Here is a 13,887-nt window from a genome sequence, read left to right as displayed (position 1 = left end):
TTTAAAAGGCCTCCATCACCAAGCATTTTGCGTCGACAATATAGGTGCCTGTGGTTGTATTCACACACTGACTTACGTTCGTTGCTGTAATTGTTGTCGGAGCCCATGCAACATAGACACAATTCATTGAACTGGCCACACAATTCGCCATCACAATCACCTGACCATGATCGCTTGCTTTTCTTAATATTTCGGTTGCATCATGCTCAGCCATTGCTGACGGATTACACTTGGGTAAATCTATTTTCATTGTAGCAGGGGTCGCATCGCGACGCGTTGCCCCATTACATACAAGTTTGTTCTCATCAATGTTTTGAGCATTAATGGTCGTTTGATATCTTGCCAAAGCAGTCCGATTTACACGAATTCTTTCAACAAGATCTCTGGCTGTATTCATGGCAACTGTTTGTGCTGTGGCTTCTTGGGCCGCATCTAATGCTCTTAACTGTAAGGCTGAAAACCCCAAAACACCTAAGGCTAAAATCACTAAAGCGACCAATACCTCAACCAGTCCTACGCCCTTCTCAATCTTTCTTGTTATCATCAACACGTCCCCGAGCTAATACTATCTACAGTACCGATTTTCGAGACAAAAATTGTCCGGCTTTCAGCCAGTTCTGCATTACATAGAGTAAATTCCAGAGGAACAATTTCAGGAATTTTACGAGGATTATTCGTCGGATCATTATCACATTCGTTTGGACTAGGTGTCGCACTACAAACCGGATTATCAACAAGCTTGGTACGTTGTTGTGCTATACCCAAACCAGAAAATACGACATCCACCTTATCACTCGTCAATTCAATGTCATCACGAGGTGAAATCCAATGTAATTCATTCGCAGTATTTGCAGGACAAACCATTTTCGTTTCACCAGTTATCGAGTCTGCCTCCGTCGGGCAAGTCAATTTCAAGGTAATCTTTTTACGTAGTGAAATGGCCTGTCCTCTTGTTTCCCCAAAAACTAGAGCAAAATCTTTAGCGGTTGTATCTAATTGCTTTCTTGCAATGAGATTGCCAAATGAAGGCACCGCCATCATCGCAATCACAGCCAGCACCGCAATCGTCACCATCAATTCAATTAAGGTGAATCCCCGAGTTTTCCCCATTTCCCCAGCACCCAATTTTTAAAAATTCACTACTCTATCTTAAATTTTATTTTTACAGAACCAATACAAAGCAGATAAGCAGCAAAAAAAACGGATGGAGTGTCATCCATCCGTTTCCAGTTCACATTTTTCTAATAAAATTAGGCTTGTATCACCTGTATACGCAACTCTTTTGGTAGACTAAAAGTGATATTTTCCTCACGTCCCTGTAGCTCTTTTGGTGGTGTTGCACCCCAATCTTGTAAACGCTGGATCACCTGTTTAATTAAAATTTCAGGTGCAGATGCACCCGCAGTCACCCCAATTTTACTGTCGGCTTTAAACCAGTCTTTTTGCAGCTGATCGGCATTATCAACCAGATAAGCAGATTTGCCCATGCGCTCGGCCAGTTCGCGTAAACGGTTTGAATTGGATGAGTTTGGCGAACCCACCACCAATACTACATCACATTGCTCCGCCAGATCACGTACCGCATCTTGACGGTTTTGTGTGGCATAACAAATATCATCTTTACGTGGACCTTGGATTTGTGGAAATTTCGCCCGTAACGCATCAATCACTTTCGCCGTATCATCAATTGAAAGCGTGGTTTGGGTAACGAAGGCCACTTTATCAGGATGATTGACCGTTAAGGCTTCCACATCTTCTTCATCTTCAACCAGATAAATGGCGCCGCCTTTGGTTTTATCATACTGGCCCATGGTGCCTTCAACTTCCGGATGGCCTTCATGTCCAATTAGAATCGCTTCAGTCCCTTCACGGGCATATTTAGTTACTTCGATATGTACTTTGGTGACTAAGGGACAAGTCGCATCAAATACTTTTAGACCACGGCGTTCTGCTTCTTGCTGTACTGCTTTGGATACGCCATGCGCACTAAAAATCACAATGGAATCGTCAGGAACCTGATCCAGCTCATCCACAAAAACGGCGCCACGCTGACGCAGATCATCGACCACAAATTTGTTGTGGACCACTTCATGACGGACATAAATTGGCGGATTAAAACATTCCAGTGCCCGATTGACGATTGCTATAGCACGGTCAACACCAGCACAAAAGCCTCGTGGATTGGCCAACACGATTTCCATAACAACCTCTCTGATCAACTGAATTTTTACGCCAAACTATTTCGTTTAATGGCACGCTACACTACAATAGCCAAGATATTTTATCATATTCAGGAAAAATATCATGTCGGGTCTCTTGTTTGTCGTTTCTGCAGCCTCAGGAACGGGCAAAACATCTTTGGTCAAAGCCCTACTCGATCGAGTCAGCAACCTGCACGTTTCTGTCTCACATACTACACGCGGTCAACGTCCTGGTGAACTCGATGGCGTTCACTATCATTTTACCAGTAAAGAAAGCTTTTTAGCACAAGTCGATGAAGGTGGTTTCATCGAATATGCCGAGGTGTTTGGAAACTATTACGGTACGTCACAAGCCAAAGTGAAAGAGCAGCTTGAACAAGGTCATGATGTTTTACTCGAAATTGACTGGCAAGGTGCTGAACAGGTTCGTCGACTTTTTCCTGAATCAAAACAGATCTTTATTCTCCCACCAACCCAGTATGACTTAAGACAGCGCCTGTCAAATCGTGGTACCGACTCTGTCGACGTGATTGAACACCGCTTAAGTTGTGCCGTAGAGGATATGCGTCATTTTGCCAGTTTTGACTATGTCATTATCAATGATGATTTCAATAAAGCAGTACATGACCTGGAAGCCATTATTACCGCAAACCGTTTGGTGACCTTGCAGCAAAGCAATCGTCATCAGCAATTAATCCAAAACTTGATTACCCTTAATCGCGAATAACTTGAGTCTTGTATAAAAGCCTTTTATACTACTCAGTCTTTCAAATGTGATGTTCAGACGAGACAACTTATGGCACGTGTAACCGTTGAAGATTGTTTAGACCATGTAGATAACCGCTTCGAGTTGGTACTGGTAGCGAGTAAACGTGCACGTCAATTGGCACGTCAAGGCATGGAACCAACTGTAGAGTGGGATAATGACAAACCAACAGTGGTTGCATTACGCGAGATCGCAGTAGGACATGTGACTAAAGAAATTTTAAAACAACGCGATCAAGACTATCAAACATCAAACCTTGATATGGTGTTGTCTACAAATTCATTAAACTTAGAAGGTTTCACTTTCTAAATCGAATTTGCTCTGCTGAAAAGCCCATTGTGAAGACACTGGGCTTTTTTGTTTGTTATAAAATTCGGCGTTATATTGGTAAAAACAATATACTTCATTGAAAAAATTTACGAGTTTTTATAATGAACAAATTGACAAGCTTTGCAATTTGCTTTTCATTAGAAGATAAGCTTATTCATTACTGAATTCATGTTAAAAAGGTGTTATATGCCAGGCGAAGAAGTCAGCCAAGCCAAGCAACAGCTCAAAGTCATCATTGAAGCCTATCTCAAGGATAGTGACGTTCAACGTGTGCTTGCTGCCTGCGATTTTGCTGATTTAGCCCATAGCGGTATTACCCGTAAAAGCGGTGAACCCTATGTATTACACCCGATTGCGGTCAGTTGCATTCTTGCGCATATGCGTCTGGATGCCGATACCCTGATGGCCGCTTTACTACATGACGTGATTGAAGACACTGACTTTACCAAAGACGAAATCGGACAGAAATATGGTCTGGTGGTAGCCGAACTGGTGGATGGCGTGACCAAACTCAGCCATTCCAGCGATAAAGAATATAACAAAGCCGCATCATTCCGAAAAATTTTACAGGCAACTCTACAAGACCCGCGTGTCATTATTATTAAACTGGCAGACCGCTATCATAATATGACCACCTTGGGCGCACTGCGTCCCGATAAGCGTGCCCGTATTGCGCAGGAAACCTTTGATATTTTTGTACCTATGGCGCGTCTGGTCGGTATGAATGAAATGGCGGATAACCTTGAACATCTCTGCTATCAAAATCTTGATCTGGATATGTTCAATGATGTGCAAACCGCCTTATTGGAAACCAAACCCAAACGTTGCGAATATCAGGCCATCTGGGAACAAAAACTGACCGACCTATTAAAAAATCATGACTTAAAAGGTCGTATTAAAAAGAAAAATAACAATATCGAATTACTGCGTCACTTTGTTAAAAATGAAATCGACCTGAATGAACTCAGCCATAGCCATGCCTTTGAAATCATTTTACAAAGCATCGCTGACTGTGACCGTCTGGTCGATGCGCTCAAAGATAATTTTCAGGTTTTACAATATAGCGACCATATTCGCCGCCCTCTTCCAGGGGGTAACCAGTCCTTAATGATCAAGCTCAAGGGCGAGAAAACCACGCTTTCCTTGACCATTCAAACCGAACTAATGCGCAAAGCTGCACGTTTCGGGGTGGTGCTGGGTGAAAATGCGCCACAAGCCTGCCGTTCTGCGATCCAAGCGTCGATGCAGAATCTGAATACCTTAATCGATAGCGGTTGTGCCAAAACCACATTTAGCGACTTGCTGGACTATTTGCATCAGGAAAAAATCTGGGTCTATACCCCACACGGGCAATTACACGAATTACCGCAAGGTGCAACGGTGGTTGATTTTGCCTATTCAGCCAGCCTATTTTTAGGTAACCATGCAGTGGGCGCCAAAGTCGATGGCGAAATCCGTCCTTTATCGACGCCCTTGCATAGCGGACAGGTGGTCGAGATCATTACCGATGTACTGGCCACCCCCAATCCGGACTGGCTCAGCTTTATCAACACCCAGAAAGCCCGTCGTGCCTTACAGAACATGCTACGCGAGCAAGACATTGATGAACAGCGTCTGGTCGGTCAGCAAGCCCTGAACCGGGCCTTAAAACTGTTCCAGCGTTCGATCAATGACCTGTCGCAAACCGACTGGATTAACGTACTTGAATGGCGTCACTTAAGTAGCAAAGACACCCTGTTTGAACAGATTGCAGTCGGTGATTTACTGCCTCAGCTGGTCGCCAATCATTTATTTTCACAAGACTATTCACAGCATCAGGAAACATCTGACCGCTTGATCGCTGGGACTGAAGGTGTCGATGTCAAATATGCGCATTGCTGCAATCCAGTTCTGGGCGATCCGATTCAGGGGCACTTATCACGACGCGGCTTAATCGTGCATCGTTCACGTTGTCGTAATTTATTACATGAACAACATCTACACCCAGAAAATATTATGCCGCTTAACTGGCAATCTGAAGAAATTGATGATGTCCGCTTCAGTGCTTATCTGTGCATTCATATGGAAATGAATGATGAACAAATCTCTGACCTGATCTATCAATGCCGTAAGGCCAAAACAGGCGTTGAAATGGTCCATTCCCAAGACCAGAAAACCTACGTCAACATCGTCGTCAGTAACCGTAACCAGATTGCCCAGATCATTCGTGATTTACGTATGCACTTCGGTTTCCCACGCATTGAACGCCTGAATATGCCAATTGTGCAGCCCGAAGTTGCCAAAGCCGAAACAGTGCATTAACACTCAGGCTGTGCCGTAATCAATATTGCACAGATTCCAATCCAGTAAAAACTCAAGAATAGATTCAAACAACAGCGACTAAACAGTATTCAGCGCTTTCGTGTCTGCACTTTTGTGTTAAAGTCGCATTGTTTAAGAGAAAACATAGGACTTAGGAGAGCTTAATGTCACGTCAAGTTATTCATACTGAACACGCCCCTGCTGCTATCGGAACATATTCTCAGGCAATTCTTGTTGGCAACACGCTCTATCTCTCAGGCCAGATTGGTTTAGATCCGTACAGTATGGAACTTGTAGAAGGCATTGAAGCGCAAATCCGCCGTGTATTCGACAATCTGAAAGCGGTATGTACTGCTGCTGGCGGTAGCTTGGCGGATATTGCCAAACTGAATATTTTCCTGACCGATCTTTCACACTTTCAACTGGTGAACCAGATCATGGGCGAATATTTTGCTCAACCTTATCCAGCGCGTGCAGCACTGGGTGTCGCGAGTCTACCCAAAGGTGCACTGGTCGAAATGGATGGTATTGTGATCATTGCATAAGATATTTTTTAACTTATAATTATCAATAAGATAAAAAATACTCAAAATACCGCCGATCAAGCGGTATTTTTTTATTCAAATTCCCAATAAAGTTATGAGCTGCATTAGAATGAAATTCATTGACAAACGATAACAATTATCAATAATATCAATTATCACATTTATATTTGTGGATCACTCCCATGTATGTCTGTTTATGTCGTGGAATTACAGATCAGGATATCAAAGACGCTGTTGCAAACGGCGCTGAAAGCTATCGTGAAATCCGTGACCTACTCGACCTAGGCACCTGTTGTGGTCGTTGTGCACCTGAAGCACGTGCAATTATTAGTGATGAGCTTGCTGAAATTGCAGCACGTATCTCCATTGCAGCCTGATTTAATTTAAAAACGACGCATTCATGTAAGTATCTTTTACGACTCCACCGCTTCTTGCAGAACCGCAAAGGTTCCTCATCCAGCGGTTTTTTTATGAAAATCACATCCCTAACTGAATTTCGGTTGTTTCAAATACTCCTCTTATGATTGTGATTTTCATTTGCCGTTCTATAAATTACTCGCCAGAACATTATTTGTTGATTAATATAAGATAAATTGCCTTAGCTACTAGGGCATCAACACTTGGTGTTTTTGGAGTAAACGCAATGAAAGGCAATCGCGAAGTTATCAACCAACTGAATCAGGTGCTTTACCACCATTTAACCGCCATCAACCAGTATTTCTTGCACTCACGTATGTTTAATGACTGGGGGATTGAACAGTTAGGTTCAGCTGAATACAAAGAATCGATCCGTCAGATGAAACACGCCGATAAAGTCATTGAGCGTATTTTATTTCTGGAAGGCTTACCGAATTTACAACATTTAGGCAAACTCTATATCGGCCAACATACCGAAGAAGTGCTGAACTGCGATATTCGTAAAGTCAAAGAAAATATCGAAGCGATCAAGCAAGCGGTTGAGCTTGCCGAAGCTCAACAAGATTATGTGACCCGTGACCTGGTCCAGGAAATTCTAGAGAAAGAAGAAGAATATTGGGACTGGCTCGATACCCAACTTGATCTGGTTGAAAATGTAGGTATTGAAAACTATATTCAAAGCCAGATTTAAATCTGCATCAAATAAAAAAACCAAAGCATTGCTTTGGTTTTTTTTATTGCAAACAGCCTAGTTTAAGACTGTTTTACCTTTGTCTTATTATTTAATTCGATAATCTCTGCCAGACTCACCTTTTGCTTATACAACTGTCTCAAAACCACCAACTGTTGCTCTGCTTCCTCCAACTTTTGATTGTAGGCCAGTAACTGCGCATACTTCTTCAGGTTATACGGCGTGGCTTTATTCTTGACCATTTCTCCCAACAGGCTTAGCTCAGTCTCAGACATTTTGGTTTGCGGTTTTAAAGCAATCCAGTCAAGACGTTGCTGAAACTGGGTCAGTACTATAATTTTAGAACTACCCAAAATTTCTGCTGTAGGCGCTTGGTTTTTAAAGACCAGACGGCTATTTTCCTGATAGAGCTTATAATCACGCCAGATCAGCAATACCACGATCAGTGCAAGCACTCCAATACAGCGAATGACATGCTTATTGACCGTTATGCCTTTTAGTTTTGGTGTTTGGGCCTGAATGAGTCCCAGCAAAAAGCCCATAGGCAGCAGGAAGTAAGCATAGCGTTGTGGAAACTCCAGCATGGCATGAATCAGGATGGCACAGACCATCAAGATCGCAATAATCGAGCTGGTTTCCTTGGCATTCTTATTCAGCCAGAACAACCATAACGAGATATAGCCAATAATCAGCAGCCCGAGTGGCACACCATTCCAGACCAGCAAATCCAGCATTACATTATGCGCGCTGTTAAACCAGACCTGTACGGTATTAAACTGAATACTCTCGAATACCGCAATACTGGTTTGACTCCAGCCATAACCAAACCATGGCTTCTCGGCAATGGCATGTAAGATCTGCACCCACATACCCAGGCGCTCATGCCCCGACCCTGCACGTTGCGCAATGGATGCAGTCTGGGTCACACCAGTATCAATACTTGAGCTTAAGAATTGGCTCAGAACAGGAAGTAAGTAACCTGCAATGATCAAGTACAGCCCGACCCAAAGCAGTAGTCTCGGAAAATTAAATCGCGGTGAATTTTTGTATTGTTTATAAATCCAGTAAAAGAACAGAAATATACACACCACCCAGGAAGTTCTGGATTGAGTCAGCGTGATGGCAAAGAGCGTGACCAAGCTTGCTGGGATTAACAGCCACAAAGTCAGCCTTCTTTTTTCATATAAATATAAGCCACCCATCAGGCCCATAATTAAAAAGGTGGCCAGATTATTCGGTTGTCCGAAATTGGCATAAGGTCGGCTGGTCTTGAGCTTTATAATTCCATCAATATAGGCTTCGAGATTTAACCACTGCACAATGGCCATAATTGCACTGATGAACGAAATACTCAGCAACAGATAGCTTACGCCCAGCATGATCCGTTCACGTTGCTCTGCTTGTAGGCTTAAGTTGTAGCCCGCAATAATCATTAACCAGAACACAAACAGGTAACCGAAGCTCAGGAATGCGGTACTAAAATCCGTAAGTAAACCAAAAGCCCACTGGCATAGCGGAATAAACGCAATACCCAGCATCAAGATTTGAGGACGCGGGATTTTTACATTTTTATTGAACAGCAGGGCCAGTAACGCCACGCCACCACCAAAGCTTGCCAGTTCACTGGAAAAGGTCACCCAGGGATAGGTATGGACTGGGGATAGCCAGGCAAAACTAAACAAGATGCTGGCAAGTAAAAAGCATAAAAATTGCATAGGTCATACATGAAAAAAGGCCTAACGAATTATATCGTTAAGCCTTGGGATAGAAATCGAATATTAGATAAAAACTACAATTTACTTCCATGGACGTAAGTCGACAATCTTAACCACTTCGCCTTTTTCTGTGTTAATGAGAACGGTCATATCTACTGCATTGGCTTTTAGAGGAACAAAGGCAGTTGCTTGTGGATAGTTAGATAGCGTCTTTTCCACCAAAGCTTTATCGTTGAATTGGTTTAAAACATCCAAATTTTGTGCCCGTTGTTGAATCTGTTTTTTTACGTTATCCAAAGGTACATAACGTTCTGGCTTCTGGGCAATCGAAATTCCTCCAAGCACTTCTGCAAACATTTCATCGCCACGAATATTTTTATCTTTAGCAAATTCAACACCGACCAATTGAGGTTTTAACCATGAAGGCTGTTGATATTGAGGACTTGCTTGAGCTATCTGTTCTCTAAGAATCTCGTTATTACGTATCAGCTCAAAGCGATCTACATTATAAGCCAGCCACGCTGGTCGCCCCTGAGCAATACTATAAACGCCATAACCTAATGCTATAATCTGAATCAGGATAATGATACTAAGATCCATCTTTAAAGTCTTTTTTCCTTCTTTATAAACCAGCAGCCCTAGTGATGGTCCAATAATCACGTCAATTGCCAGCATCATTAAAAAGATATGTGTCACTCCAACTGCTTTTGCCAATGGAAATGGATACCAGATAAAAAACACCACCCCGACCACGATTAAAGCAATGAAAAAAGAAATTACTAAGTGACCTAAAAAAAACTTAAGGCGTTTTGACACTAAAATTACCTATCTATTCTCAAAAATTAATATTTCTACCTACATTCTGCAGGTGCATATTTTGCAGGTAAACTTCCCAAATCTGCAGCTAGACCTTTTGCTGTAGCATTCGTAGCAGATGTAGTCGCACAGGCCCAATCTATTGTTCCATTTGATGTTGCTGTTAATTTAGTTCCACCGATATTCGGTGTTAATACTACCGTCTCTCCCAGCACATCAGTTGGTAAACCAACTGCTGTATTACTCGTTAACGTCACAGTAATCACACCATCATTATCAATTTTTATATCATCGACATAACGCGTCTTTTTTTCGCTGGCAGCCCTTGCACTATAATCTGCTGCTGTACTCGCCATTACAGCCGCCCCACCCACAAGAAAAGACTCGCTCACCATTGTTTTGGCAGCACTCGCCATCACCAAAGCTTCACTGACTTTTGCACGTGCAGCATGGTATTGATATGCAGGTATAGCGATAGCAGCCAATACCCCAATAATTGCCACAACAATCATCAGTTCAATAAGGGTAAAACCTTGTGACGATTTATGCATGACCCAACTTCCTAAATATAATTTAATTGTTCAATTCAAGAACCATGCCACAAATATAACCCTTATAATTCAAAAGCTTAACTTAATACAAGTTTAATATCTATATACAATAAAGTCATAATATGACAACTTTTAAAACTATATGTATAAAAAAAGAGTGCCTCAGCACTCTTTTTAAAATTTCTTATATACAAATTAACGGCATTCTGATGGGGCAAATTTAGCTGGTAAAGCATCAGCAGCTGCAGGAGCACCAGTTGCAAAACCACGAGCCGTTGCTTGAGCTGTTGTAGAAGTCATACAAGACCATTCAACTGAACCTTCCAAACCATCAGCTAATGCTTTAGGCGAACCAGCTACAGAAATATAAGGAGCCATCACCACTTGTTTTTGGCGAGCATCAGTTGGCAAACTTGCATCTGCAGAAGTTAATAATGTAAGTGTACCTGTTCCTGTATCAGCAGTAATAGACTCAAGATACTTACTTACTTCAGCCCCCGATGCACCACGCGTTACTGCTTGAGCAGCAGAATCAACACCAACCATACCATTGGTTTGGAAACCTTCAGAAATTGCAGATTTAGCAGATGCGCCCGCAGCAATTACTTCAGATACTTTTGCACGTACCGTATAGTCTTGATAAGCAGGAATTGCCACTGCCGCCAAAATACCAATGATCGCCACAACGATCATCAATTCGATAAGAGTAAAACCCTTTTGCATTGATTTCATAACATTTCTCCAATGGATATTTTTTATAAGCTTTTTTCAGCTACTTAGTATTTAGCATGTTTTATGCCAGTCCTTAGCTTAGCCAATTTTACTCTAAAAAAACAGGGACTTAAAAAATTTTCATGCTGTATAAAAGCAGAGCAATTTAGACGTTTTAAGAAAAAAAATGACAAATAACGTCAGCTTTACTGCTTTATTATGCGTTTTTTTAGATATTAAATTTGACTACTTTCGAATTGTATTTAAATTGAGCGACCTGAATCACACAAAATTTATTTCAATTATTTTTTATTATTTCTTGCCGTTTATCGGAAGCTGATAAGAAGGCTTGCGATTTAGAAATTTATCTATACAGAATTGTCTGCACAATAATTTATTTTTTCTAAAATAACAAGCCAGGTTTTTGATGAAAATTAAAAACCGAACTTAATTTAAAATGATCGGCTCATTTGGCAGTTCATTCTGATCATTCAGGTCTGATTTTACATAATACTGATCTAGAATCTGTCCAATTTCAGTCACCCCATTAGTCACCGCTTGCAGATATTGCTTCTGGGCCAGTAACAACACCATACTTTGACAAATGCCGTTCCAGATTTCAGTCTGGGTCGCGTTCTTTAAGCCACGATCAATCACGATTTCAACTTTACGCTCGCACAGATTCAAATACAGCAATACACCGCTATTCAGTTCAGTATCCCAGACACCCAGTTCAGCAAATAGTTGCTGCGCGCGTAAGCGGGTATTTTGCTGATAGGCTTGAGAACATGGGATATGCCCTTCAATCACCACCTGTATTTCACCGACATGGCCTTTTTCTGCCTGCTGTACCGCTTTGGCAATCTCGGTTCGGTCCTGCTTGCTAAAATAACGATGCGCCGATGAGACATAGAGAAAATGCTTGAACCAGCGTTTTAAACTCGGTTGCACATGCTCTTCCAGTTTCGGCTGGGTAATAATCTGTGTTGTATCTGTCTTGGTTACCATGAGCCTGATGCTCCTCCCCCGCCAAAGCTACCACCGCCGCCACTATAGCCACCGCCGCTGCCGCCAAAACCTCCACCACCACCGCCTCCGCGGCCGCCACCTGATAAGAACATCTGGAAAATCAGCTGTGCCAATGAAGTAATCAATAAAAAGAACACCCCGACACCAAGTAACAAACTCATCACCAGACCTGCACCATTGACCAAGCCAGCAACCGTTGCTGCCACGGCGGCGGTTGAGGCACTTAAGCGCTTGCCGATAATAAATGAGCCGACCACACCCGCAATCAGGATAAATAAGGCCATCATGAGGGTATTGTCTTTGGCTTGCTGCGCATGTAAGGCCTGCTCATGTCGGTCTTTCAACTCTTGAGCCGCCTGCTGGGCAATTTCAGGGTCTAAATTCACAATACGGGTGATTTCATCTAAACCCGCTGAAATACCCTGTGCATATTGGCCCTGTTTAAAATAAGGCGTAATCTGGTTGCGAATAATCCGGCTCAGCACCAGATCTGGCAGTACCCCTTCCAGACCATAACCGGTCAAAATCTGGATATTACGGTCATTTACCGCAATTGCCATCAGCAAACCGTTATCGCGTTTGGCTGAACCCAGTTGCCATTTTTCTCCAGCACGCAGGGCAAAATCAAAAATCGCTTCCTGCCCGGTGGTCGGCACGATAATTACACCGACTTGGGCCTTCCCTTGCTGGTACAGACTTAGAATTTTCTGATTGAGCTGCTGCATTTCTGCATCACTCAGGATTTTAGCCTGGTCAATCACGGGCTGGTTTAATGTGGGTAAGCCACGAATGGACTCACCCTCCGCCATATCATCGGCGACTTTAGGCAATACTGGTGTTTCAGTATTCGTGCTGCTTGCAGGTGCGGTTTTATTGTTTTGCTGTTCCTGAATAATTTTGCCTGCAACCACCAGATCACTTTGATCCGTTGCGGTTGCAACCTCGGCCCAGACCGTATGTTGAAAACAAAATGTCGCAAACACCAGCAACAATGCAGCCCCGAGCTGCTGTTTTAATCTTTGCGTTAACATTGCGAACATACGGTCACTCCCCAGCATTCAAAAACAATTTCAGAACTTAATTAAATGAAACTGTTGGTGCCTGTTGGGCAGACTGTTCTGCCTTGAAGTTTTCCTTGGTTTTCATGCCGATTACTTTAGCAGTCAAGGCTTGAGGGAATTGACGCACATAGCCGTTATAGTCCTGAACCGTTGTAATATAACGGTTACGCGCAACCGCAATACGGTTTTCAGTGCCTTCAAGCTGCGCCTGAAGATCGCGGAACTGTTCATTGGCTTTCAGGTCAGGATAGTTTTCCGAAACGGCGATCAGACGTGACAATGCACCGGTTAATTGACTTTGCGCCTGTTGGTATTTCTCAAATAAGGCAGGATCTTCCAGCACTTCTTTATCGACTTTCAAGCCCGCCACATTCGAACGTGCCTGAGTTACTTCAGTGAGCACCTGTTCTTCGTGTTTGGCATAGCCTTTTACCACATTGACCAGATTCGGCACCAGGTCAGCACGGCGTTGATATTGGTTCTGTACCTCAGACCAAGATGCGTTCACCGCCTCATCTTTCACTTGTAAAGTGTTATAGCCACACCCTGTGAACAGAAGCGTGCTTGCCAATACGGTTGCCAGTGCGGTTTGTTTCATGACTTTCATAAAAATTTATCCTCAAGTTTTTCTTTATATTTTTGCGTTAGTTCATTGTAATGGGATTTTTTTGCCTGCTGTGTAACATTTATTAAAGTTGATGAATGAGACTGTTTAAATAAAAAAGGCATTACTCAAGCCTGTTGATGTAATGC

General features: G+C 42.6%; 16 protein-coding genes and 1 pseudogene. 6 read left to right on the top strand and 11 right to left on the bottom strand.

From position 1 onward, the window contains the following. Position 1: 1 nt before the first annotated feature. The 3 genes from pilV to ispH form a co-directional block, all read right to left on the bottom strand. Positions 2-544 carry a type IV pilus modification protein PilV gene (gene pilV / locus JO943_RS07750; RefSeq protein ID WP_202740442.1) on the bottom strand — a complete coding sequence of 181 codons (543 nt, stop codon included), beginning with the start codon at positions 542-544 and terminating at the stop codon, positions 2-4. After that, positions 544-1,110, bottom strand: a complete 567-nt coding sequence (locus JO943_RS07745; RefSeq protein WP_202740441.1) for a Tfp pilus assembly protein FimT/FimU — start codon at positions 1,108-1,110, stop codon at positions 544-546. Before JO943_RS07745 ends, pilV begins: the two co-directional genes overlap by 1 nt. Positions 1,111-1,250: 140 nt before the next feature. Continuing rightward, entirely contained in the window at positions 1,251-2,201 is a 951-nt protein-coding gene (gene ispH, locus JO943_RS07740; RefSeq protein WP_005227615.1) for a 4-hydroxy-3-methylbut-2-enyl diphosphate reductase, read from the bottom strand. Positions 2,202-2,304: 103 nt separating this feature from the next. Here ispH and gmk point away from each other — a divergent pair, with 103 nt between their 5' ends. The 6 genes from gmk (at position 2,305) to bfr (ending at position 7,251) form a co-directional block, all read left to right on the top strand. Continuing rightward, complete coding sequence (gmk, locus tag JO943_RS07735; protein ID WP_005227618.1) at positions 2,305-2,928, top strand: guanylate kinase; 624 nt, start codon at positions 2,305-2,307, stop codon at positions 2,926-2,928. Positions 2,929-2,997: 69 nt separating this feature from the next. After that, positions 2,998-3,276 carry a DNA-directed RNA polymerase subunit omega gene (gene rpoZ, locus JO943_RS07730; RefSeq protein ID WP_004657467.1) on the top strand — a complete coding sequence of 93 codons (279 nt, stop codon included), beginning with the start codon at positions 2,998-3,000 and terminating at the stop codon, positions 3,274-3,276. 207 nt (positions 3,277-3,483) lie between these two features. After that, on the top strand, positions 3,484-5,598 hold the full coding sequence (locus JO943_RS07725) for a RelA/SpoT family protein (RefSeq protein ID WP_005282720.1): 2,115 nt from the start codon (positions 3,484-3,486) through the stop codon (positions 5,596-5,598). A 164-nt stretch (positions 5,599-5,762) separates the two neighbouring features. Continuing rightward, positions 5,763-6,143, top strand: coding sequence for a RidA family protein (locus tag JO943_RS07720; RefSeq protein ID WP_005227623.1), 381 nt, complete (start codon positions 5,763-5,765; stop codon positions 6,141-6,143). Positions 6,144-6,325: 182 nt separating this feature from the next. Then, the gene (locus JO943_RS07715) at positions 6,326-6,520 is read left to right on the top strand and encodes a bacterioferritin-associated ferredoxin (protein ID WP_004776027.1); all 195 of its coding nucleotides are present in this window, start codon (positions 6,326-6,328) and stop codon (positions 6,518-6,520) included. Positions 6,521-6,786: 266 nt separating this feature from the next. Further along, entirely contained in the window at positions 6,787-7,251 is a 465-nt protein-coding gene (gene bfr / locus JO943_RS07710) for a heteropolymeric bacterioferritin subunit Bfr (protein WP_005227625.1), read from the top strand. A gap of 62 nt (positions 7,252-7,313) precedes the next feature. Here bfr and JO943_RS07705 read toward each other — a convergent pair whose 3' ends face one another. The 8 genes and pseudogenes from JO943_RS07705 to JO943_RS07675 form a co-directional block, all read right to left on the bottom strand. Then, positions 7,314-8,966: a PglL family O-oligosaccharyltransferase gene (locus JO943_RS07705; protein ID WP_202740440.1), complete on the bottom strand. Its 1,653-nt coding sequence runs from the start codon at positions 8,964-8,966 to the stop codon at positions 7,314-7,316. Between the two features lie 81 nt (positions 8,967-9,047). Continuing rightward, positions 9,048-9,782, bottom strand: a complete 735-nt coding sequence (gene tfpZ, locus JO943_RS07700) for a TfpX/TfpZ family type IV pilin accessory protein (RefSeq protein ID WP_202740439.1) — start codon at positions 9,780-9,782, stop codon at positions 9,048-9,050. Between the two features lie 35 nt (positions 9,783-9,817). After that, complete coding sequence (locus JO943_RS07695; RefSeq protein WP_413814527.1) at positions 9,818-10,252, bottom strand: pilin; 435 nt, start codon at positions 10,250-10,252, stop codon at positions 9,818-9,820. Continuing rightward, positions 10,231-10,333: pseudogene (locus JO943_RS18640) on the bottom strand (pilin); the annotation flags it as partial. The pseudogene JO943_RS18640 and the gene JO943_RS07695, both read right to left, overlap by 22 nt. A 195-nt stretch (positions 10,334-10,528) precedes the next feature. Continuing rightward, on the bottom strand, positions 10,529-11,056 hold the full coding sequence (locus JO943_RS07690; RefSeq protein ID WP_265102659.1) for a pilin: 528 nt from the start codon (positions 11,054-11,056) through the stop codon (positions 10,529-10,531). Between the two features lie 435 nt (positions 11,057-11,491). After that, the gene (locus JO943_RS07685) at positions 11,492-12,052 is read right to left on the bottom strand and encodes a TPM domain-containing protein (protein WP_032873663.1); all 561 of its coding nucleotides are present in this window, start codon (positions 12,050-12,052) and stop codon (positions 11,492-11,494) included. Beyond that, positions 12,046-13,113 carry a TPM domain-containing protein gene (locus JO943_RS07680; RefSeq protein ID WP_202740436.1) on the bottom strand — a complete coding sequence of 356 codons (1,068 nt, stop codon included), beginning with the start codon at positions 13,111-13,113 and terminating at the stop codon, positions 12,046-12,048. Before JO943_RS07680 ends, JO943_RS07685 begins: the two co-directional genes overlap by 7 nt. 37 nt (positions 13,114-13,150) lie before the next feature. Continuing rightward, complete coding sequence (locus JO943_RS07675) at positions 13,151-13,741, bottom strand: LemA family protein (protein WP_005227639.1); 591 nt, start codon at positions 13,739-13,741, stop codon at positions 13,151-13,153. Positions 13,742-13,887 lie beyond the last annotated feature (146 nt).

The sequence above is a fragment of the Acinetobacter sp. 'aerobic (ED)' genome (genome assembly GCF_904886855.1).
GTDB lineage: Bacteria > Pseudomonadota > Gammaproteobacteria > Pseudomonadales > Moraxellaceae > Acinetobacter > Acinetobacter courvalinii.
Note: the sequence above shows the minus strand (reverse complement) of the source record. Positions and strands in the feature narration are given on the sequence as shown.

What these genes read in the sequence shown, in the direction of transcription:
- JO943_RS07685 (WP_032873663.1), bottom strand. Translation starts at nt 12,052, where the DNA reads ATGGTAACCAAGACAGATACAACACAGATTATTACCCAGCCGAAACTG.
- JO943_RS07705 (WP_202740440.1), bottom strand. Translation starts at nt 8,966, where the DNA reads ATGCAATTTTTATGCTTTTTACTTGCCAGCATCTTGTTTAGTTTTGCC.
- JO943_RS07745 (WP_202740441.1), bottom strand. Translation starts at nt 1,110, where the DNA reads ATGGGGAAAACTCGGGGATTCACCTTAATTGAATTGATGGTGACGATT.
- bfr (WP_005227625.1), top strand. Translation starts at nt 6,787, where the DNA reads ATGAAAGGCAATCGCGAAGTTATCAACCAACTGAATCAGGTGCTTTAC.
- JO943_RS07715 (WP_004776027.1), top strand. Translation starts at nt 6,326, where the DNA reads ATGTATGTCTGTTTATGTCGTGGAATTACAGATCAGGATATCAAAGAC.
- JO943_RS07725 (WP_005282720.1), top strand. Translation starts at nt 3,484, where the DNA reads ATGCCAGGCGAAGAAGTCAGCCAAGCCAAGCAACAGCTCAAAGTCATC.
- JO943_RS07690 (WP_265102659.1), bottom strand. Translation starts at nt 11,056, where the DNA reads ATGCAAAAGGGTTTTACTCTTATCGAATTGATGATCGTTGTGGCGATC.
- ispH (WP_005227615.1), bottom strand. Translation starts at nt 2,201, where the DNA reads ATGGAAATCGTGTTGGCCAATCCACGAGGCTTTTGTGCTGGTGTTGAC.
- JO943_RS07680 (WP_202740436.1), bottom strand. Translation starts at nt 13,113, where the DNA reads ATGTTCGCAATGTTAACGCAAAGATTAAAACAGCAGCTCGGGGCTGCA.
- rpoZ (WP_004657467.1), top strand. Translation starts at nt 2,998, where the DNA reads ATGGCACGTGTAACCGTTGAAGATTGTTTAGACCATGTAGATAACCGC.
- JO943_RS07675 (WP_005227639.1), bottom strand. Translation starts at nt 13,741, where the DNA reads ATGAAAGTCATGAAACAAACCGCACTGGCAACCGTATTGGCAAGCACG.
- pilV (WP_202740442.1), bottom strand. Translation starts at nt 544, where the DNA reads ATGATAACAAGAAAGATTGAGAAGGGCGTAGGACTGGTTGAGGTATTG.
- gmk (WP_005227618.1), top strand. Translation starts at nt 2,305, where the DNA reads ATGTCGGGTCTCTTGTTTGTCGTTTCTGCAGCCTCAGGAACGGGCAAA.
- JO943_RS07720 (WP_005227623.1), top strand. Translation starts at nt 5,763, where the DNA reads ATGTCACGTCAAGTTATTCATACTGAACACGCCCCTGCTGCTATCGGA.